The organism is Lysobacter sp. P5_B9, assembly GCF_054049835.1.
Window position 1 is genome coordinate 521,523 of record NZ_JBFULP010000001.1, and the last position, 19,945, is coordinate 541,467.

Sequence of the window (19,945 nt, forward strand, 5' to 3'; positions counted from 1 at the left end):
ATACGGGCACGTACACGGGCAGTCCGCGCCCGGCCTTGCGCGGTCAGCGCCAGCGGCGTGCGTTGACGACCTTGAGGACGGTTTCGACGTAATTCGGCCCGATCGCGTGATCGGCCCCGGAGGCCAGTGTCAGCGACATGCCCTTGGGCCCGCGCCGGTGCAGGCTGGTGACCTGCTTGAGGTTGACGATCGTCGAGCGATGCACGCGCAGGTGGACGGCCGGATCGAGGCGCGTGGCCAGCGAGCTGATCGTGTCCTTCAGCAGGTGCGACCGGCCACCGGCATGCAGCAGCACGTAATCGCCTTCGGCGGTGATCGCGTCGATTGTTTCCACGGGAACGCGGACGATGCCGTCGCGCGTCCGCACCCAGAATTCGCGCTCAAAGCTCGACGCGTTTTCCGGGTTGCCCGCGGCTTGCAGGCTGGCGATCAGGTGTTGCAGTTCGTCGAAGCGCACTTCGGCGGCGCGCGCCTCCAGCCGTGCCCGCGCCAGGCGCACGGCTTCACGGAAGCGCTCGAAGGAGACCGGCTTGAGCAGGTAGTCGACGGCGTGCACTTCGAACGCGCGCACGGCATGTTCCTGGTAGGCGGTGACGAAGATGATCTCGGGCAGGTGCTCGCCCGGCTTGAGCTCGGCGATGGCAGCGAAGCCATCCTTCACCGGCATCTGGATGTCGAGCACCGCGATGTCGGGCTTGAGTTCGCGGATGAGGGTCAGCGCTTCCTTGCCGTTGCGCGCCTTGGCGACGAGCTCCGCATCGGGAATGCCGGCGACGGCCAGCTCGAGGCGATCGAGCGCGATGGGTTCGTCGTCGGCAAGGAGGATGCGGATCACGCAGCGCTTTCCAGCACCTGGTCTGCCTGCCAGGGAACGCGGATCACGCTGCGCCAGCCGTGTTCGAGCGGGCCGCTGTCCAGGCGCGCGTCATCGCCGTACAGGGCCGCGAGCCGCTGGCGGGCATTGGACAGGCCGATGCCGAGGCCGCCGCCGGCATTGCCGTGGGTGCTGCCGCCATCGTCTTCGACGCCAAGAACCAGATGGCCATCTTCGCGGCGCGCGCGGATGAGGATCTCGACCGGCCGCTCGGAGCCGCCCAGGCCGTACTTGAGTGCGTTCTCCACCAGCGGCAGCAGGACCAGGCTGGGTACCATCGCGCGGGTGCAGTCCGCGGGGATGTCCCAGGTCACTTTCAGGCGATCGGAAAAGCGCGCGGCCTCGATCTCGAGGTATTGCCGGAGCATGCCGATCTCGTCCGCCAGCGTGGTGAGCTGCGAGGGCGTACGCGCGAGCGTGTAGCGCAGGAAGCGCGACAGGCTCAGCACCATCTTCTCCGACTCGGCATTGCGCCCGAGCACGATCAGCCCGGCCAGGGTGTTCAGGGTGTTGAAGAGGAAATGCGGGTTGATCTGCAGGCGCAGCGCGAGCAGTTGCGCCTGCTGCGCGGCGCTGTGGGCGTCGGCCAGTTGCTGGTCGCGGCGGCGCACCTCGGCGACGTTGCGCGCGGCCGCATACAGCGCGCACCACGCGAAGAAGTTCCACTGGTAGGCCTTGTAGGTCTCGCTCAACTCCCAGCGGTTCATCCAGCGATCCGGATACATCGTGTAGTAGTCGGTGAAGTAGCGGAAGACGTACTCGCCCACCCCGGTGAGCATGAGGCAAGCGGGAAAACTCAGGGCAAGGGCGTAGCCCAGCAGCCGCCAGGGCCGTTCGCTGTCGACTTTCCTGAGCAGGACATGGATCGCGAGGCACAGGGCGATGCCGATGGAACTGGCGACGGTACGCGCCATCAGGCTGCCGGTTTCCACCAGCATGTCGCCGGGCATCAGGGCGAGCATGGTGCGCATGACGTAATGCATCGCCCACACCGCCAGCGTGAGCGCGAAAACGGTGCGGTCGAGCGGGTCGAGCCTGCGCAGAACGGGCGTGGTCTGCAGGAAATTGCGTGAATTGGTCATTGCGGCCCGTGTGCCCTTGGATACGATCGTTTCCACGCGGTCGCGCAGGCCGGGTGGTGTACCCGGCATGGACCCGCGATACAAGCCTGCGCGCGCCGCGCCCACGGAGTCAAAGCGGGCGTGTCTGGCCCGGTCGCCGGAAGCGGTGGCCGGCACCGCGATCCAGCCCGATCCGATGAGGCCGCCCAGACGGGCTCGACGGCAATTTCGTCGCCGCAAAAGGCGGTTTCGTCGATTTTCACGGCACTGGTCGCGCTCCACGGGCAACTCAACGAATACCTCGCGCATCTCAGTGGATGTCGCGCTACAACAAACATCGCCAGTTCCATCCATGCGTATCGCCAGCGATCATCAGGAGCCTGACATGCCTGACACCTTCGTGACCGCGCACGACGCGCGAATACCGGCCCCTTACAGGGCGGGAATCGCGGCGATGCCGCTCCGGCTCGCCACCGTGGCCCGCTCGGAGCGGGCGCGCGCACCAGCGCCGATGTTCTCCTTCTGGCTGCAGCTGCGTGGCACTGCGCAGGTCACCGCCGCGGAAGGCAGCTTCGTCCTGCGGGCGGGCCAATGGATCGCGCTGGAGCGCGGTTCCATGCCCGAGGTCCAGTCCGACGAACGCGGTTTGACCATCGCGCTGATGCTCACGCCCGACGTGATGCATGGGGCGCTGGATTCCACCGACCGCGGCCTGCTCGCCGGCCGTGGCGAGGTCCCGCTGCATGAGCGGCGCGTGGCCTTGCGCCTGTGGCGCCAGTGCGCATCGCTGCCGAACGACGCCGGCGCCGCGGCGGTGATGCGCGGCCTGAAGCCGCTGCTCAAGCACTGGCAGGGGGCCCAGGACCACTTCGCGGACATGATCGAGCGCTGCCCCGGCCGATCGTTCCATCGCAAGACGCGGATCTTCTCCCGCATCCAGAAGGCCCGCCTGTGTCTCGAGGGCAATCCCCAGCGGATGCTGCGGATCGAGGACCTGATGGAACTGACCCGCTTCTCCAGCTGGTGGCTGTCCAAGACCTTCCATGCGGTCTACCAGGAGACGCTGCAGAAGGCATCGATGCGCCTTCGCATGCAGCGCGCCCGCGACCTGCTGCTTAACAGCCAGCTCTCGATCACCGAGTTGGCCGAAGCCTGCGGCTTTCACGACCCCTGCAGTTTCGCCCGCCAGTTCAAAGCCTGGCACGGGGAAACCGCTTCCACCTGGCGGTCACGCCAGCAACTGGCTGTCGCCGCACTGGCCCGCGATCCGGACGTGCCAGTCGCTGCCTCCGCCTGCTAGCCAGGGGCCGACGCGGAGCCATGGGTGGGGCTGGCGTAGTACGCCGGCCCCGCTTGCATGCGCGCTGATCGCCGCCCCCGGCGACTCCGGCCCGCGGGTTCCCAGCAAAATCAGGGGTTTCCGACCGGGACATGCGGCATGTCCTGACGACCTCAGGGCGCCGGATATACTGTCATTGCACTTGTCCGCTGCCCCCCGGCGTCTCTGGGCCGCCGCGACGGGACATATATCTCCTCTACCCGGGATTCCTGGCGGAATCTCCTTCTGAAAGGACCGTAACCCCATGGCACGTGGCATCAACAAGGTCATCCTGGTCGGCAATCTGGGCAACGATCCGGAGACCAAGTACACGCAGGGCGGCATGGCGGTCACCAAGGCCAGCCTGGCCACCACCAGCGTCCGCAAGGATCGCGAGGGCAATACCCAGGAACGCACCGAATGGCACCGGGTGACCTTCTTCGGCAAGCTCGGCGAGATCGCCGCCGAGTATCTTCGCAAGGGCAGCCAGGTCTACGTGGAAGGGTCGATCCGATACGACAAGTACACCGGCCAGGATGGCGTCGAGAAGTACACCACCGACATCATTGCCGACGAGATGCAGATGCTCGGTGGCCGTGCCGAAGGCGGCGCGCCGAAGCGTGAGTTCGGTGGCGGTGGCGGTGGCGAATCCCGCCAGTCGCGTCCGTCGCAGCCGCAGGGTGGCGCGCCGCGCCGCGAGGCGGCGCCGGCCAAGTCGAATGATTTCGGTACGGATTTCGCGGATGACGACATTCCGTTCTGATGCGGGCGAGGCGTCCGTCATCATGCGGACGCAGCACAGATAGGCGGATTGTTCCTGCAAAAAAGGAGTTTCGAGTGTCAACATGGCTTGTGACCGGCGGCGCCGGTTTCATTGGTGGTAATTTCGTCCTGGAAGCGGTGCAGCGCGGGGTTCGCATCATCAACCTCGACGTACTGACGTATGCCGGCAACCTGGACACGCTTTCATCGCTCGACGACCACCCGGGCCACGTGTTCGTCAAGGGGGACATCGGCGATGCGGCACTGGTCGAACGCCTGCTGCGTGAGCATCGTCCCGACGCCGTGATCAACTTCGCGGCCGAAAGCCACGTCGATCGCTCCATCGACGGACCTGCCGCTTTTGTACAGACCAACGTCCTCGGCACGCTGGCCCTGCTGGAAAAAACCCGCGATTACTGGAAATCGCTCGATGCGCCGGCACGCGATGCCTTCCGCTTCCTGCATGTCTCCACCGACGAGGTCTACGGTTCGCTGGGCGACACCGGCAAGTTCACCGAAACCACGCCGTATGCGCCGAATTCCCCGTATTCCGCATCGAAGGCTGCGTCCGACCACCTGGTGCGCGCCTTCCACCATACCTACGGCCTGCCGGTCCTGACGACCAACTGTTCCAACAACTACGGTCCCTATCAGTTCCCGGAGAAGCTCATCCCGCTGGTGATCGCCAAGGCGCTCGCTGGCGAACCGCTGCCGGTCTACGGCGACGGCCTCAACGTGCGCGACTGGCTCTACGTGGGCGACCACTGCGCCGCCATCCGGCGCGTACTCGAAGCCGGGCGCGTGGGTGAAACCTACAACGTCGGCGGCGACGCCGAGCGCCAGAACATCGTGGTGGTGAAAACGATCTGCGCGCTGCTCGACCAGTCGCGTCCCCTGGCCGACGGCCGCGCGCGGGAATCGCTGATTACCTACGTCAAGGATCGTCCGGGCCACGACCGCCGCTATGCCATCGACGCGTCCAAACTGCAGGACGAACTCGGTTGGGCTCCGACGGTTACCTTCGAGCAGGGCATGGCCCGCACGGTCGAGTGGTACCTGGACAATCAGCCCTGGGTGCAGCGCGTGCTGGACGGAAGCTATCGTCTGGAACGCATCGGCGCCGCGGCCTGACCGTCGCGCTGCCGGCACAACGAAGTGCATTGACTGAAGTGGATTTCATGACCCAACGCAAAGGCATCATCCTCGCCGGAGGTTCCGGCACGCGCCTGTATCCGATCACCCAGGCCATCAGCAAGCAGCTGCTGCCAGTCTTCGACAAGCCAATGATCTACTACCCGCTCAGCGTGCTCATGCTGGCGGGCATCCGCGAAGTGCTGATCATCAACACGCCGCACGAACAGGCGCTGTTCAAGCACCTGCTCGGCGATGGCTCCCAGTGGGGCATGAAGATCGAGTACGCCGTACAGCCCAGTCCCGATGGCCTGGCGCAGGCGTACCTGATCGGTCGCGACTTCGTCGCCGGGCAACCCAGTTGCCTCGTTCTCGGGGACAACATCTTCTACGGACACGGGTTGACCCAGCTGTTGAGGAGCGCGACGGCGCGCGACCATGGCGCGACCGTGTTCGGGTATTGGGTAAAAGACCCGGAACGCTATGGTGTTGCCGAATTCGACGCGTCCGGAAGGGTCGTGGGCCTCGAGGAAAAGCCGGCACAGCCCAAGTCCAGCTATGCGGTCACCGGCCTGTACTTCTATGACGGCCGTGCCTCGGATTTTGCCGCCGGTCTCAAGCCGTCCGCGCGTGGCGAGCTGGAAATCACCGATCTCAACCGCTGCTACCTCGAGGACGGTTCGCTGCAACTGGAGCGCATGGGGCGCGGCTTTGCCTGGCTCGACACCGGCACGCATGAATCCCTGGTCGAGGCTTCGAGCTACATCGAGACGATCGAGAAGCGCCAGGGTCTGCGCGTGTGCTGCCCGGAGGAAATCGCCTACTTCAACGAGTGGATCGATGGCGCGCAGTTGCGCGAACTCGCCAGGCCGCTGGCCAAGAACGGCTACGGCCAGTACCTGCTGAGCATGCTCGAACACGGACCGGTCGCATGAAGGTCATCGAAACCGACCTGCCGGGCTGCGTGGTGGTCGAGCCGCAGGTATTCGGCGATGCCCGCGGTTATTTCTTCGAGTCGTTCAACAGCGACAAGCTGGCGGCGCACGGCCTGGAACCGAAGTTCGTGCAGGGCAACGTTTCGTCTTCCAGCCAGGGAGTGTTGCGGGGTCTGCACTACCAGTGGCCGAACCCGCAGGGCAAGTATGTGTCGGTCATCGAGGGCGAAGTGTGGGACGTGGCCGTGGACATCCGCCGCGGCTCGCCGACGTTCGGGAAGTGGGCGGCCGTCGTGCTCAATGCGGAGAACAAGCGCCACTTCTGGATTCCGGAAGGCTTTGCCCATGGGTTCGTGGTCCTGAGCGAGCGTGCGGTGTTCACCTACCTGTGCACCGCTACCTATGACGCCAAGGCCGATGCGGGAATCCGCTGGGACGATCCGGCGCTGGCCATCGACTGGCCGGTGAGCGACCCACAACTGTCGGACAAGGATTCGCGCGCGCCGTTGCTCGCGGACGTGGCGGCAGAACGATTGCCGGTCTATACGGGCTGAGCGGCATGAAAATCCTGCTGCTTGGAGGCAATGGCCAGGTCGGGTACGAACTGCAGCGCAGCCTCTCGCCGCTGGGCGAGGTCACGGTGACGACCCGAAGCGGGGAGTTGCCCGACGGCGGAAGGTGCGAGGCGCTGGACATCCAGGCGCTCGAAACCTTCGCGCCGCTTGTCGACCGCGTCGCACCGGACCTGATTGTCAACGCGACCGCGCATACGGCGGTGGATCGCGCGGAGGACGAACCCGCGCTCGCGTTCCGTGCCAACGCTGAAGCTCCGACGGAGCTGGCGCGCCTGTGCGCTGAGCGCGGCGCGGCCTTCGTCCACTACTCGACGGATTATGTTTTCGACGGGAGCGGCCACGCGCCCTACCGCGAGGACCACCCGACCGCGCCCCTGGGCGTGTATGGCGCGAGCAAGCTCGCGGGCGAACAGGGCGTGCAGGCCAGCGGTGCCCAGCACCTGATATTGCGTACTGCCTGGGTTTACGCAACCCGCGGTGGCAACTTCCTGCGCACCATGCTGCGGGTCGGCGCGGAACGCGAGGAACTGCGCGTAGTCGCCGACCAGCATGGCTGCCCCACGCCCGCATGGCTGATCGCCGATGCGACTGCCGAGGTCCTGCGGCAGGGCATCAGGCAATCCGGCATCCGGCACCTGGTCGCCGATGGCGAAACCACCTGGCACGGCTTTGCCGAAGCGATCTTCGCGGAGGCACATGCACGCGGATTGATCGGCCGTGTACCGAACGTCGTGCCGATCACGACTGCCGAATATCCGACCCGTGCACGCCGCCCGGCGTATTCCGTGATGGATGCCTCACTGTTGCGGCGCGAATACGGTCTTTCGTTGCCGGCGTGGCGCGCCGCACTTGCGCGGACACTTTCCGCGGATGGCTGCTAGTTCAAGGCGATGCTAGGCTTCAAATGGGGGTCCGCGGTGACATGCGCGGACGCGAGAATGGACGCAAGGGAGGGTGAAATGAAGCGATTGGTACTTGGCCTGGTCTTGATGGCCGGTGGCGCCGTCATGCCGGCGATGGCGGCGGTGGACGTGGGCGCTTACGTAAAAAGGGATGCGTTCGACCAGCTCAAGATCTCGCCCGGCGGCGAGTACTACGCGGCCACGGTTCCGCAGGAGGATCGCTCGATCCTGGTCGTGATCGAGCGCGCGACCACCAAGGTGACCGGCAGCTTCAAGCTTCCCGTCGATAATTACGTCGCCGACTTCCGCTGGGTCAACAACGATCGCCTGGTCATCAGCGTGGCCAAGAAATTCGGCCTTCTCGATGAGCCCCAACCGACCGGCGAACTGTTCGCGATCGGGGCCAACGGCAGCAAGCCGGAAATGCTGATCGGCTATCGCGTCAACGATGGTGGCGCGGGCACAACGATCAAACCGAAGAAGGACAACATGAATGTCTGGGGCCGTCTGGTGGACAGCCTCCCCGCCGACGACAAGTCGGTGCTGGTGTCGACACAGCCGTACGAATCAGAGGATCCGTGGTCCAGCGCACAGCTTTTGGACGTGTACACGGGGCGCCTGACGCGCGTGGCGAAGGCGCCGGTGCGGGGTGCGTGGTTCCAGACCGATAACAAAGGCGTGGTCCGCTTCGTCACCGGCTCCAGTTCGGACAACATCAGTCGCCTCTACTACCGTGTCGGCGATGCTGCGGAGTGGGAGCTGCTGAGCTACGAGTCGGATACGAAAGGCGCCGAACATCCGGTCGGGTTTTCTGCGGACGACAAGATCGCGTACTTGCTCGTGAGGGAACAGAACGGTCCGGATACGCTGGTGGCCATGGATCTGGAGACGCGCAAGCGTACTGAAGTCCTGCGCGATGACGACGTTGATCCCGCCGGTGTGATCTACCGCAACGGGACGCGCACTCCGGTCGGGCTCTACTTCATGGATGGCAAGCCGCGAACGGCCTTCCTGGACGAGAAATCGCCCGAGGCCCGACTGCAGCATGGCCTGGAGGCCGCCTTCCCCGGCGATGACGTCGTGATCACATCGCAGACGGCCGATGGCCGCCTGGCCCTGGTGAGTGTTTCCAGTGATCGCAATCCGGGTGACTTCTATCTGTTCGACACCGTGGCCAAGAAGGCCGCCCACGTAGTGGCCAGGCGCGAGTGGCTCGACCCGGAGCAGCAGGCGCCCATGCAGCCGATCAAGTTGGTTGCCCGCGACGGGCTGCCACTGCACGGCTACCTGACCACGCCCAAGGGGAGCACCGGCAAGGGCCTGCCCCTGGTGGTGATGCCCCATGGCGGCCCGTTCGGCGTGCAGGATGTCTGGGAATTCAATGACGAGGCGCAGATGCTGTCAGCGGCCGGCTATGCGGTGCTGCAGCTCAACTACCGGGGCTCCAGCGGTTACGGCCGCGCATTCAAGGTTGCCGGTGCCCAGGAATGGGGCGGGGCGATGCAGGACGACCTGACCGACGCCACCAGGTGGGCGATCGCGCAAGGCATCGCCGACAAAAACCGGATCTGCCTGTATGGCGCCAGCTACGGTGGTTATGCGTCCCTCATGGGCGTCGCCAAGGAGCAGGGGCTATACAAGTGCGCGGCCGGTTACGTCGGCGTCTACGACCTGCCCAAGCGCAAGAACGATCTGCACAGCGATAGCGCACGCAAAGGCAATTGGGCGGCGGACTGGATGGGGAAGAACGAACAGCTGGCTGCCCTTTCACCCAACCACATGGCCGACCGCATCAAGGTGCCGGTGTTCCTGGCGGCCGGTGGCGAGGACGAGAATGTTCCGATCGAACATTCGAAAATGATGGAAGCGGCACTGCGCAAGGCGGGGACACCCGTGGAGACCCTCTACTACGACACCGAAGGCCACGGTTTCTACAAGCCGGAGCACCAGAAGGAGTTCTATACCCGCCTGCTCGCGTTCCTGTCGCGCCATCTGGGCGGTAGTCTTGCCATGACGACGGGTCCGGGAACGGACAGCGCCAAGTAATACGGTCTCCGCAATTCACGACGGCGCCCCTGGGCGCCGTCGTTGTTTCAGGGCTACCCGTTGGCGACGGCATCCGACATTGCACAAGGGACCGTTGAGCAGATGCAAACGGCGCCCAACGGCGCCGTTCGCATCACGCATGCAGGGGTCACTTGACCCCGTGCATCATCCTCCGCAGCAGCGGCGACACCAGCAGCGCGACGACCGCGCAGCCGATCCCCAGCCACATCAACAGCGTGAAGAGGTCGGCGTACTTGGCCGCGGCCTCGGCGAAGTTCATGGTCTCGCCTTCGGGGACTTCGATGGCGGCCAGCTTGCCTAGCAGTGCCGCCAGCGTTTCGGAGAATGCGGTGGCCAGGAACCAGGTGCCCATCATCAGGCTCACCACGCGCGGCACCGACAGCTGCGTCACTGCCGACAGGCCGACCGGGTAGAGGCACATCTCACCCAGTTCCAGCAGCAGGTAGGCGAGCACCAGCCACCACACGCTGGCCATTTCGCCGGTCGCGCCGGCCTGCTGCGCGGCCCAGACCAGCGGCAGGAAGCTCAGGCCACCGAACAACAGCCCCAGCGCCGATTTCGTGGGCTTGGTGGGGTCGAGGCCGCGCTTGTCCAGCCATGCCCAGATCACAGCGAACAACGGCGCCAGCAGAACGATGAACAACGAGCCCAGGTAGGTGAGCGAGCCTGCGTTCTGCGGCAGCACCAATGCATCGTGCAGCAAGGTCACCAGCATCGCGGCGACGGCGAGGAGGAAGGCCACTTTCGGAGTGGCCGATCCAGGGTTCCGTTCGGAAATCGTCGACGCCACCATGAACGACAACGGCGCCAGCACCAGCGCGACGATCGACCAGGGCCACGGCGCGCCTTCACGCACCACCAGCGAAGGAATGAGGTCCTTGCCCATCAGACGGTCATTGAAGGTCACCCACGAGCCGTAGGTCTGTTCGTACAGGGTGTAGAAGACCAGCGCGGCGAAGATCAGCACCATCATCGCGCCCATGCGCTGGGCCTCGACCTTCGAGCAGCCGCGCGTCACGAAGCCGACGTACCAGAAGCCGACGACCAGGAACACGACCGACATCAGCACCAGTGCCAGCGTGGCTTCCTCGATGAAGAAATCGAGCACGCCAAAGCGTTGCGACAGCCAGATCGCGGCGAGGCCGAGCAGCGAGAAGCCCAGCAGCGACGGCGCATATCGCGTCAGCGGGACGCTGTCCCCGTCGGTCCTGCGCCAGCCATGCCACATGGTCCAGACGATGCCGGCCAATGCCATGACGACGATGCAATAAGTCCAGCGGATGGTCGAGGGGCCCAACTGGATCGCGGTGACTGCATGCATCAGCCATGCGACCGGCAGCAGGCCGAGGAGGGCGAATGCGTAGATGGTCAGCTCACGCCCGCGACTGAGCGGCTTCGGCGGTTCCGCCACGCCACGCAGGTACTTGCGGCCCCACAGGAACTGGCCGAGCCCGAGCAGCATGCCGATGCCCGCCGCGCCGAAACCGTACTTCCACCCGTATTGCTGGCCGAGGTAACCGCACACGATCGATGCGAACAGCGCGCCGAGGTTGATGCCGGCCACGAACAGCGAGAAGCCGGAGTCGCGGCGTGGATCGTTCTCTTCGTACAGGCGCCCAACTATCGTCGAGACATTGGGCTTGAGGAAACCAACGCCCATGATGATCAGCGACAGCGACAGATAGAACATCCGCAGCGCGGCGTCGTCGCGCGTCACCACGCCGTTGACCACCGTTGCCGCGTGGCCCTCGATCGCCATGCCCGCATGCCCGGCCACCAGCAACAGGCCGCCAAAGATCACGGCCTTGCGCATGCCCAGGAAACGGTCGGCCAGCAAGCCGCCGATGACCGGCACGCAATACACCAGGCCGCCGTACGCGCCCAGGACGTCCAGCCCCGCGCGGTCGCCGAACTTGTGGTGCTGCAGCAGGTACAGCAGCAGCAGCGCCTTCATTCCGTAGAAGGAGAAGCGCTCCCACATCTCGGTGAAGAAGCAGACATAGACGCCCTTGGGATGACCGAGGAAGTCATCGCTGGCGTCCGTCGCGAGTGGCAGGGCGGCGGGAGCAGAGAGTGCGGACAAGAGGAACCCCGATTGCAACGCGCCTCCATGCGCAAAGTGGGCCGAGTATAGCCACGGCCCGCCAACGCCGGCCGTCCCCGCGGGTCGGGCGGTCTGCGATACTGGGGCGTCTATACGAAGGGGGAGACCGTCCTTGAACAGCCCAGCCAAATCCATGGCAGAGCCGCGTACCGAACTGACCATCCGCGCCCTGGTCCTGGGCGTGATCATCACCGTGGCGTTCACCGCGGCGAACGTGTTCTTCGGATTGAAAGCCGGCCTGACCTTCGCTACCTCTATTCCGGCCGCCGTCATCTCGATGGCGTTGCTGCGCAACTTCCGCGATTCCACCATCCAGGAAAACAACATCGTGCAGACCGTCGCTTCCGCGGCGGGCACGCTGTCCTCGATCATCTTCGTCCTGCCGGGCCTGGTAATGATTGGCTGGTGGACGGGGTTTCCCTACTGGATTTCCTTCCTGATCTGCGCACTGGGCGGCATCCTCGGCGTGATGTATTCCATCCCGCTGCGGCGCGCGCTGGTGACGAACTCGGAGCTGCCATATCCCGAGGGCGTCGCCTGCGCAGAAGTGCTGAAGGTCGGCAGTCCGGGTGAAGATGCGACCGCCGCCGGCATCGAGGAAAGCCGTGTCGGCCTGATGGCGGTGATCTGGGGTTCGATCGTGGCTGCGACCTTTGCCGTCATCGTCGCGACGCGCGTGTTTGCCAGCGACGTCGCGCAGTACTTCCGCTTCGGCGGCGAGAAGGGGTCGGTGACGGGCTTCGACTTCAACCTCTCGATGGCGCTGTTCGCCGTGGGCCACCTGGTGGGGCTGTGGGTCGGCGTCGCGATGCTGCTGGGCGCGGTAATCGCGTGGGCATGGGGCGTGCCGCATTACTCGGCCCTCGCGGCGGCGGCTGGCGCGGCGGCGGACGTGGCACAGGCGACGTGGAGCCATCAGGTGCGCTTCGTCGGTGCCGGCACGATTGGTGTTGCGGCCATCTGGACGCTGGCCAAGCTGGTGAAGCCTGTCGCCAGTGGCCTGCGCTCTGCGATGGTGGCTTCGCGCGTGCGCAAGGCCGGCCAGCTCGACTCGCTGCCACGCACCGAGCACGACATTCCGATCGGTCTCGTCGGCATCATCATGGTCGCCTGCTTCCTGCCGATCGCATGGCTGCTCGGTCACCTGAGCATCCAGAGCGGCCTGGGCGCGCACATGTGGACGCTGATCGTCGGCGGCCTGATCTACTGCGTGGTGATGGGCTTCCTGGTGTCCGCGGTTTGCGGCTACATGGCGGGCCTGATCGGATCGTCGAACAGCCCGCTGTCGGGCATCGGCATCCTGGTGGTCATCGGCGCGGCGCTGCTGCTGGTGTTCGGTATCAAGCCGCTGATGGCGCCGGGCAATGAAAAGGGACTGGTCGCATTCGCCTTGCTGGTGACGTCGGTGGTGTTCACCGTCGCCGCGATCGCCAACAACAACCTGCAGGACCTCAAGACCGGCCAATTGGTGGACGCGACGCCGTCCAAGCAGCAGTGGGCCCTGGTGGTCGGCGTGATCGCGGGCGCCGCGATCATTCCGCCGATCCTCGACCTGCTGAACCATGCCTACGGTTTCGCCGGCACGCCGGGCGCCGATCCGTCCAAGGCGCTGGCCGCACCGCAGGCCGGCCTGATCTCCGCCCTGGCGCAGGGCGTGATCCAGAACAACATCGACTGGAGCCTGATCGAAATCGGCGCCGGAATCGGCGTGGTGCTGATCGTGCTGGACGAGGTGCTGCGCCGCACGACCAAGTCCGCACACCTGTCGCCCCTGGCCGTGGGCCTGGGCATCTATCTGCCGACCTCGGCGACGCTGATGGTAGTGGTGGGTGCGCTGGCCGGTTCGCTCTACGACAAGCGTGCCGAACGCACGGCCAAGCCGGAGTCGGCGAAGCAGCTCGGGGTGCTGCTGGCCTCGGGCATGATCGTCGGCGAAGGCCTGATCGGCGTGGTGATCGCGGCGATCGTGGCGTTCTCGGGCATGGATGCGCCGCTGGCGCTGGTGGGCCCGGATTTCGCGAACGCTGCCGTATGGATCGGCGGCATCGCGTTCGTGGTGGCGATGCTGGTCCTGTACCGCTGGATCGAAGGCGTGGCGCGTCGCACCGCGGCGGCCTGATTGGAGCACGCCTGACTGGAGAACGCCTGACCGGAGTTTGCAGTTCCCGGGCATGTGACGGCCGGCCTTTGCGACGACAGGGGCCGGCCGCCTAACATCGGGACCTTCGTTGTCCCGCCCGGAGTTCCGATGAATCTGCGCCATGCCGTCCTGCCGCTGCCAGCTCTTGTGCTGTGCGTCGCGGCGGCCCTGCCTTCGTTCGATGCCGCCGCCGCGCGCGGTTTCGAGGTCCGTGACCTCGCCGCGCTCGACCGCGTATCCGCTCCCACGCTGTCGCCCAATGGCCGCACGCTGGTGTTCGCCAAGCGCGTGGTGGACCTGTCCGCCAACAAGTCGTCGACGGCGCTGTGGATCGAAGACCTGTTCGCGCGCGATGCCGCGCCGCCCAAGCGCCTGACGCCGGATGGCTGGAACGTGAATTCGCCGTCGTTCTCCAGCGACGGCAGCACCGTGTATTTCCTCAGCGCGAAGTCGGGGTCCATGCAGCTGTACGCGATCCCCATGCGCGGCGGCGAGCCGGTCCGCCTCACCGATTTCCCCAGCGACATCGGCAGCTACAAGCTCTCGCCGGACGGCAAGCGCCTGGCCTTCAGCGTCGAGGCGTTCGCGGATTGCGGCAGCGACCTCGCGTGCAGCCCCAAGCGCATGGAGGAGCGTGGCAAGCAGAAGAATTCGGGCATCCTGTTCGACCGCATCTTCATCCGCCATTGGGATGCATGGAATGACGGGCGCCTCAACCGTCTCTTCGTCACCGGCCTGGGCGATGGCACGGCGATGGCGAACACGGGAACGCTGGTGGGCGCCGACGTGATCGGCGATGTGCCGTCCAGGCCCTTCGGCGACCAGAGCGAATACGAGTGGTCGCCCGACGGCAAGCAGCTCGTGCTGAGCGCGCGCAAGTCCGACCAGGACGAGCCCCATTCGACCAACTTCGACCTGTACCTGGTCAATGCCGACGGCGGCGGCACGGCGAAAAACCTCACGGCTGCCAATCCGGCCTGGGACACCACGCCGGTATTCAGTCCGGATGGCAAGACGCTGTACTACCGCGCCATGAAGCGCCCCGGCTTCGAAGCGGATCGCTTCGCGTTGATGGCGATGGACCTGGCCTCCGGCTCGACGCGCGAGATCGCGCCGCGTTGGGACGCGTCGGCCAATGGCATCACCTTGTCGACGGATGGCAAGAGCATCTACACGACCGCGCAGGAACTCGGACAGGAGCCGCTGTTCGCCGTGTCGATCGGCAATGGCGAAGTGAGCAGCGTGTTCGGCGCCGAGGGCTCCGTCACCTCGTTCGCACTGGCGGGCCCGACGCTCGCGTTCACGCGTTCCTCGCTGAAGAGTGGCGACCAGATCTTCACCACCAGCGCGGATGGCCACGCACCGCAGCGTCCGATCACGCAGAGTGCCGGCCAGATGCTGCCGGACGTCCGCTTCGGCGACTACGAGCAGTTCAAGTTCGCGGGCTGGAACAACGAGACCGTGCACGGTTACGTGGTCAAGCCGTGGAACTACAAGAAGGGCAAGAAGTATCCGGTCGCCTTCCTCATCCATGGCGGTCCGCAGGGCAGCTTCGGTAACGGCTGGAGCTACCGCTGGAATCCGCAGACCTACGCGGGCCAGGGCTACGCGGTGGTGATGATCGACTTCCACGGCTCCACCGGCTACGGCCAGGCGTTCACCGATGCGATCAGCCAGCACTGGGGCGATCGCCCGCTGGAAGACCTGCAGAAGGGTTGGGCCGCGGCGCAGCAGCAGTTCGCCTTCCTCGACGGCGACAAGGCCTGTGCGCTGGGCGCGAGCTACGGCGGCTTCATGGTCAACTGGATCGCGGGCAACTGGAACCAGCCGTGGAAGTGCCTGGTGAGCCACGACGGCGTGTTCGAGAACAATGCCATGGGCTACGCGACCGAGGAGCTGTGGTTCAGCGAATGGGAAAACGGCGGCACCCCGTTCGAGAATCCGCAGGGTTACCAGAAGTTCAACCCGGCCAACCACGTCGCCGACTTCCGCGTGCCGATGCTGGTCATCCATGGCCAGCAGGACTTCCGCATCCCGGCAGAGCAGGGCATCGCGCTGTTCACGGCCCTGCAGCGCAAGGGCGTGGAGTCGAAGTTCCTCTACTTCCCCGATGAGAACCATTGGGTGCTGAAGCCGCAGAACTCCATTCAATGGCATGACACGGTCAATGGCTGGTTGAAGCAGCACATCGGGCAGTAAGCGCTTGCATTGGCCTGGATGAAGAAGGGCGGAGCTGCGGCTCCGCCCTTTTCTTTTTGGCCGGGCAGGCGATCGAGCTATCGCACCGGTTGTTCGCGGCGGATCAGGGCCGGCATCGTGACGACGCGTTGCGGCTCGGCCTGCCGTGTTTCCATCCAGACCGCCCGCGCTTCAGTGAACATTCCGTCGGCGCGGGCTGCATCGGTCATGCGTCGGATGGCCGGAATCCGGGGGCCAGCCCGTTGTTCTGACCATCCGGATTTGGGCGTATGCTCGCTGCCGGGGACAGTCGCAGGGGACAGAGATGACCGACGATTTCCGCAAGCCGCCGGAGCCATACCGGGGGCCGGAACGCCGCAAGGGCGGCGATCGCAGGCAGGGCCAGGACCGGCGCGAAATGATCCGGTTCGAGCCGACCAAGGACGATCGCCGCAGCGGCAAGGACCGGCGCAAGCGCACCGGTTGGGACACCATCCGCTAACCGCGACTCAGCAGCAGCGCGACCGCCCCTTGCCATAACGCGCAGCCATGCGCTCCCGGAAGAACGCGTCGCGCCCCATCGGTGCGAGCTGCGGATGATGGCTGCGCATGTGCTCGACATACGCCTCGTAGTCCGGAATGCCGATCGCGAGCCGCGCCGTTCGCGCGGCGTTCGACCAGATGTCCCGCAGCAGCGTTCGCAGGGCGGTGATCATGCCGTCGGCTTGGCCAGCACGCTGTCGAGCGCCACGTAGTCGCTTTCGCGCGTGGTGGGTGCGTGGGCCTGGCGCGCCGCCAGCGCGGCCCGCGCGCCGAAGAACACGGTCGACAGCACGACCACGATGAACATGGCGCACAGCACCACATCGACGTGGTAGTTGAACACCAGGCGCCGCATCTCTTCGATCGACTTCGCCGGAGCCACTACTTCGCCACGCGCGATGGCGTCGGTGAACCTGTGCGCACTGGCCAGGAACCCGATCTTGGGATCATCGTGGAAGATCTTCTGCCAGCTGGCGGTGAGCGTGCACAGCAGCAGCCATGCGGTCGGCAACAGCGGGATCCACAGGTACTTCTCGCGCTTCATCTTCACCATGATCACGCAGCAGAACACCAGCGCGATCCCTGCCAGCATTTGGTTGGCGATGCCGAACAACGGCCAAAGTGTGTTGATGCCGCCGAGTGGATCGACGACGCCCTGGTACAGGAACCAGCCCCAGCCCGCGACCGCGATCCCGGTGCACAGGACATTCGCCCCCCAGTTTTCGGTGCGCGCCAGCGATGGGTGCGCCATGCCCAGCATGTCCTGGAGCATGAAGCGGGCGACGCGCGTACCGGCATCGAGGGTGGTCAGGATGAACAAGGCCTCGAACAGGATCGCGTAGTGGTACCAGAACGCCATCATCCCGGTGCCGCCAGAGATGCCGTGGAGGATCTGCGCCATGCCGACCGCCAGCGTCGGGGCGCCGCCGGTGCGCGAGAGCAGGGTTTCCTCGCCGATTTCCTTCGCGGTGGCTGCGAGCACGTCGGGCGTGATGACGAAGCCCCAGTTGGAAATCGCTGCCGCGGCGGAGTCGACGGTCGAGCCAATCAGCGACGCCGGCGCATTCATCGCGAAATAGACGCCCGGCTGCAGCACGCAGGCCGCGACGAGCGCCATCACCGCGACGAAGGCCTCCATCAGCATGCCGCCGTAACCGATCGGCAGGATGTGCGATTCGCTGGCGAGCATCTTGGGCGTAGTGCCGGAACTGATCAGCGAGTGGAAGCCGGATACCGCGCCGCAGGCGATGGTGATGAAGAGGAACGGAAAGAGCTTTCCACTGAAGACCGGGCCGGTGCCATCGATGAAGCGCGAGAGCGCCGGCATCTGCAGGTGGGGCGTGGCGATGAAGATCGCGATCGCCAGCAGGCCGATGGTGCCGATCTTGAGGAAGGTGCTGAGGTAGTCGCGTGGCGCCAGCAGCAGCCACACCGGCAGCACGGCGGCGATGAAACCGTAGCCGATCAGCAGCCAGGCCAGCGTGGTCGCCTCCAGGCGGAATACCGCCGACCATTGCGGATCGGCCGCGACCCGGCCACCGATCCAGATCGTCAGCAGCAGCAGCGCCAGGCCGATCACCGACACTTCGAGGATGCGGCCGGGCCGGAAGTAGCGCAGGTACACGCCCATCAGCACCGCGATCGGGATAGTCATTGCCACCGTGAACGTGCCCCACGGGCTCTGCGCCAGCGCCTTCACCACGACCAGCGCGAGCACGGCGAGCAGGATCACCATGATGAAGAGGATGCCGATCATCGCGGTGACGCCCGCGGCGCCGCCCATCTCCGCGCGGATCATCTCGCCGAGCGAGCGGCCATCGCGGCGCGTGGAGAAAAACAGGACCAGCATGTCCTGCACCGCACCGGCAAAGACCACGCCGCCGAGGATCCACAGCGTGCCCGGCAGGTAGCCCATCTGTGCCGCAAGTACCGGGCCCACGAGGGGGCCCGCGCCGGCGATGGCGGCGAAGTGGTGGCCGAACAGCACGCTGCGTTCGGTGGGGACATAGTCGAGGCCATCGTTGCGCCGCCACGCAGGCGTTGCACGCGTCGCATCGACGCCCAGTGCGACGTTCGCGATGTAGCGGCCATAGAAGCGATAGGCGATGGCGAACACGGACATGGCCGCGGCCACCAGCCACATGGCGCTGATGGTTTCACCGCGGTGCAGGGCCAGCGTGCCCACGCTGGCAACGGCCACGACGGTAAGCGCGGCCCAGACGAGCCAGGAAAAGCGTTGCATTGACGTCCCTCCGGGGAAGCCCGAAGCGTCGCCCGAGTTCCGGGGGAAATCAATGATGGCGGTGGGATTCCTGTGGCGCGACCGGCGCGGCCATCCGGATCAGCGTGTGGTTACAGCCATTTCGCGCGCTTGAACATCCCGTACAGCACCGCGCAGGTCACCACCACCACGCCGATCAGGATCCAGTAGCTGTGGCGCCCGGCCAGCTCCGGCATGTGGGTGAAGTTCATGCCGTACCAGCTTGCGATCAATGTCGGCGCGGCCAGCAGCGCCGCCCAGGCGCCGAGGCGCTTGACGGTTTCGCCCTGCTGCACGGTGACCAGCGACAGGTTCACCGTCATCGCCGCGGTGAGCATTTCGCGCAACGTGTCGGTGCTTTCGTTGAGGCGCACGGTGTGGTCGTGCACATCGCGGAAATAGAGCTGGATTTCCTCGTCGATCAGCGTGGTGCGCGCACGCATCAGTTGCCCCAGGATGTCCTGCAGCGGCGAGGCCGCCATCCGCAGGCGGGTGAGTTCGCGCTTGAGGTCGTACAGCTTGTGCACCGTGTCCTTGCGGAAAGCCTCGGCGAAGACGTCCTGCTCGAGTTCGTTCAGTTCCTGGTTGAACTCGTCGATGATTGGCGTGTAGTTGTCGACGACCATGTCCAGTACCACATACAACGCGGCTCCGGGACCGTGCTTCATCATCTCCGGCTCGCGTTCCATGCGCGCGCGTGCGGGCGCGTAGCTGCTCGACGCGCCGTGCCGTACGGTCACCAGGTAGCGCGGCCCGACGAAGATGTGCGTTTCGCCGAAGCGGATGTGGCTGTCCACCGTCTGCGCGGTATGGATCGCAATGAACAGCGAATTGCCGTAGGCCTCGATCTTCGGGCGCTGGTGCGCGTTGTGCGCATCCTCCACGGCGAGGTCATGCAGGCCGAATTCCTCCTGCAGCTTGTCGAGGACGCTCTCGTCCGGCTCGTAGAGGCCGACCCAGACGAAGCTGCCGTCGTCGACCGCCAGCACGTCGCTGATCGCGTCGAGGCTGACGTCGCGGCGTTGGCCGTCACGGTCGTAGGCGACGCAGTTGATGACGCACTGGGGGAGCGTGGGGTCCTTCATGCGCGGCATC

General features: G+C 65.6%; 17 protein-coding genes. 10 read left to right on the plus strand and 7 right to left on the minus strand.

Annotated features, from left to right (window positions below; genetic code table 11):
- Window positions 1-43: 43 nt before the first annotated feature.
- Window positions 44-835 (minus strand): LytR/AlgR family response regulator transcription factor, encoded by a 792-nt coding sequence (locus ACXJJ9_RS02410; RefSeq protein ID WP_457095670.1) that lies wholly within the window; start codon window positions 833-835, stop codon window positions 44-46.
- Window positions 832-1,956 (minus strand): sensor histidine kinase, encoded by a 1,125-nt coding sequence (locus ACXJJ9_RS02415; protein ID WP_457095671.1) that lies wholly within the window; start codon window positions 1,954-1,956, stop codon window positions 832-834. Before ACXJJ9_RS02415 ends, ACXJJ9_RS02410 begins: the two co-directional genes overlap by 4 nt.
- A 364-nt stretch (window positions 1,957-2,320) precedes the next feature.
- On the opposite strand from ACXJJ9_RS02415, the gene ACXJJ9_RS02420 reads away from it, so the two are divergent.
- The 7 genes from ACXJJ9_RS02420 (at window position 2,321) to ACXJJ9_RS02450 (ending at window position 9,604) form a co-directional block, all read left to right on the plus strand.
- Window positions 2,321-3,235 carry a helix-turn-helix transcriptional regulator gene (locus ACXJJ9_RS02420; protein WP_457095672.1) on the plus strand — a complete coding sequence of 305 codons (915 nt, stop codon included), beginning with the start codon at window positions 2,321-2,323 and terminating at the stop codon, window positions 3,233-3,235.
- Between the two features lie 283 nt (window positions 3,236-3,518).
- Window positions 3,519-4,016 carry a single-stranded DNA-binding protein gene (locus tag ACXJJ9_RS02425; RefSeq protein ID WP_457095673.1) on the plus strand — a complete coding sequence of 166 codons (498 nt, stop codon included), beginning with the start codon at window positions 3,519-3,521 and terminating at the stop codon, window positions 4,014-4,016.
- A gap of 74 nt (window positions 4,017-4,090) precedes the next feature.
- A complete protein-coding gene (rfbB, locus tag ACXJJ9_RS02430) occupies window positions 4,091-5,146 on the plus strand; it encodes a dTDP-glucose 4,6-dehydratase (protein ID WP_457095674.1) in 1,056 nt (351 codons plus the stop codon).
- A 47-nt stretch (window positions 5,147-5,193) separates the two neighbouring features.
- Window positions 5,194-6,081 (plus strand): glucose-1-phosphate thymidylyltransferase RfbA, encoded by an 888-nt coding sequence (gene rfbA, locus ACXJJ9_RS02435; protein ID WP_457095675.1) that lies wholly within the window; start codon window positions 5,194-5,196, stop codon window positions 6,079-6,081.
- Window positions 6,078-6,635: a dTDP-4-dehydrorhamnose 3,5-epimerase gene (gene rfbC, locus ACXJJ9_RS02440; protein WP_310051518.1), complete on the plus strand. Its 558-nt coding sequence runs from the start codon at window positions 6,078-6,080 to the stop codon at window positions 6,633-6,635. Before rfbA ends, rfbC begins: the two co-directional genes overlap by 4 nt.
- 5 nt (window positions 6,636-6,640) lie before the next feature.
- On the plus strand, window positions 6,641-7,537 hold the full coding sequence (gene rfbD / locus ACXJJ9_RS02445) for a dTDP-4-dehydrorhamnose reductase (RefSeq protein ID WP_457095676.1): 897 nt from the start codon (window positions 6,641-6,643) through the stop codon (window positions 7,535-7,537).
- A 78-nt stretch (window positions 7,538-7,615) separates the two neighbouring features.
- Window positions 7,616-9,604 (plus strand): prolyl oligopeptidase family serine peptidase, encoded by a 1,989-nt coding sequence (locus tag ACXJJ9_RS02450; RefSeq protein ID WP_457095677.1) that lies wholly within the window; start codon window positions 7,616-7,618, stop codon window positions 9,602-9,604.
- Between the two features lie 148 nt (window positions 9,605-9,752).
- Here ACXJJ9_RS02450 and ACXJJ9_RS02455 read toward each other — a convergent pair whose 3' ends face one another.
- Window positions 9,753-11,681 carry a peptide MFS transporter gene (locus ACXJJ9_RS02455; protein ID WP_457096144.1) on the minus strand — a complete coding sequence of 643 codons (1,929 nt, stop codon included), beginning with the start codon at window positions 11,679-11,681 and terminating at the stop codon, window positions 9,753-9,755.
- Window positions 11,682-11,862: 181 nt separating this feature from the next.
- Between ACXJJ9_RS02455 and ACXJJ9_RS02460 the strand changes: the two genes are divergently transcribed.
- Both ACXJJ9_RS02460 and ACXJJ9_RS02465 read left to right on the plus strand, forming a co-directional pair.
- A complete protein-coding gene (locus ACXJJ9_RS02460) occupies window positions 11,863-13,848 on the plus strand; it encodes an OPT family oligopeptide transporter (RefSeq protein ID WP_457096145.1) in 1,986 nt (661 codons plus the stop codon).
- 129 nt (window positions 13,849-13,977) lie between these two features.
- Complete coding sequence (locus tag ACXJJ9_RS02465; protein ID WP_457095678.1) at window positions 13,978-16,068, plus strand: prolyl oligopeptidase family serine peptidase; 2,091 nt, start codon at window positions 13,978-13,980, stop codon at window positions 16,066-16,068.
- A 77-nt stretch (window positions 16,069-16,145) separates the two neighbouring features.
- On the opposite strand, the gene ACXJJ9_RS02470 is transcribed toward ACXJJ9_RS02465, so the two are convergent.
- Entirely contained in the window at window positions 16,146-16,277 is a 132-nt protein-coding gene (locus ACXJJ9_RS02470) for a hypothetical protein (RefSeq protein WP_457095679.1), read from the minus strand.
- 95 nt (window positions 16,278-16,372) lie between these two features.
- Here ACXJJ9_RS02470 and ACXJJ9_RS02475 point away from each other — a divergent pair, with 95 nt between their 5' ends.
- Window positions 16,373-16,549, plus strand: a complete 177-nt coding sequence (locus ACXJJ9_RS02475) for a hypothetical protein (protein ID WP_457095680.1) — start codon at window positions 16,373-16,375, stop codon at window positions 16,547-16,549.
- 7 nt (window positions 16,550-16,556) lie between these two features.
- On the opposite strand, the gene ACXJJ9_RS02480 is transcribed toward ACXJJ9_RS02475, so the two are convergent.
- The 3 genes from ACXJJ9_RS02480 to corA form a co-directional block, all read right to left on the minus strand.
- Window positions 16,557-16,763 carry a YbdD/YjiX family protein gene (locus tag ACXJJ9_RS02480; protein WP_310051531.1) on the minus strand — a complete coding sequence of 69 codons (207 nt, stop codon included), beginning with the start codon at window positions 16,761-16,763 and terminating at the stop codon, window positions 16,557-16,559.
- Entirely contained in the window at window positions 16,760-18,832 is a 2,073-nt protein-coding gene (locus ACXJJ9_RS02485; RefSeq protein ID WP_457095681.1) for a carbon starvation CstA family protein, read from the minus strand. Before ACXJJ9_RS02485 ends, ACXJJ9_RS02480 begins: the two co-directional genes overlap by 4 nt.
- A 110-nt stretch (window positions 18,833-18,942) precedes the next feature.
- Window positions 18,943-19,944, minus strand: coding sequence for a magnesium/cobalt transporter CorA (gene corA, locus ACXJJ9_RS02490; RefSeq protein ID WP_457095682.1), 1,002 nt, complete (start codon window positions 19,942-19,944; stop codon window positions 18,943-18,945).
- Window position 19,945: the final 1 nt, after the last annotated feature.

What these genes read in the sequence shown, in the direction of transcription:
- ACXJJ9_RS02415 (WP_457095671.1), bottom strand. Translation starts at nt 1,956, where the DNA reads ATGACCAATTCACGCAATTTCCTGCAGACCACGCCCGTTCTGCGCAGG.
- ACXJJ9_RS02420 (WP_457095672.1), top strand. Translation starts at nt 2,321, where the DNA reads ATGCCTGACACCTTCGTGACCGCGCACGACGCGCGAATACCGGCCCCT.
- ACXJJ9_RS02425 (WP_457095673.1), top strand. Translation starts at nt 3,519, where the DNA reads ATGGCACGTGGCATCAACAAGGTCATCCTGGTCGGCAATCTGGGCAAC.
- rfbA (WP_457095675.1), top strand. Translation starts at nt 5,194, where the DNA reads ATGACCCAACGCAAAGGCATCATCCTCGCCGGAGGTTCCGGCACGCGC.
- rfbC (WP_310051518.1), top strand. Translation starts at nt 6,078, where the DNA reads ATGAAGGTCATCGAAACCGACCTGCCGGGCTGCGTGGTGGTCGAGCCG.
- rfbD (WP_457095676.1), top strand. Translation starts at nt 6,641, where the DNA reads ATGAAAATCCTGCTGCTTGGAGGCAATGGCCAGGTCGGGTACGAACTG.
- ACXJJ9_RS02450 (WP_457095677.1), top strand. Translation starts at nt 7,616, where the DNA reads ATGAAGCGATTGGTACTTGGCCTGGTCTTGATGGCCGGTGGCGCCGTC.
- ACXJJ9_RS02460 (WP_457096145.1), top strand. Translation starts at nt 11,863, where the DNA reads ATGGCAGAGCCGCGTACCGAACTGACCATCCGCGCCCTGGTCCTGGGC.
- ACXJJ9_RS02465 (WP_457095678.1), top strand. Translation starts at nt 13,978, where the DNA reads ATGAATCTGCGCCATGCCGTCCTGCCGCTGCCAGCTCTTGTGCTGTGC.
- ACXJJ9_RS02470 (WP_457095679.1), bottom strand. Translation starts at nt 16,277, where the DNA reads ATGACCGATGCAGCCCGCGCCGACGGAATGTTCACTGAAGCGCGGGCG.
- ACXJJ9_RS02475 (WP_457095680.1), top strand. Translation starts at nt 16,373, where the DNA reads ATGACCGACGATTTCCGCAAGCCGCCGGAGCCATACCGGGGGCCGGAA.
- ACXJJ9_RS02480 (WP_310051531.1), bottom strand. Translation starts at nt 16,763, where the DNA reads ATGATCACCGCCCTGCGAACGCTGCTGCGGGACATCTGGTCGAACGCC.
- ACXJJ9_RS02485 (WP_457095681.1), bottom strand. Translation starts at nt 18,832, where the DNA reads ATGCAACGCTTTTCCTGGCTCGTCTGGGCCGCGCTTACCGTCGTGGCC.
- corA (WP_457095682.1), bottom strand. Translation starts at nt 19,944, where the DNA reads ATGCCGCGCATGAAGGACCCCACGCTCCCCCAGTGCGTCATCAACTGC.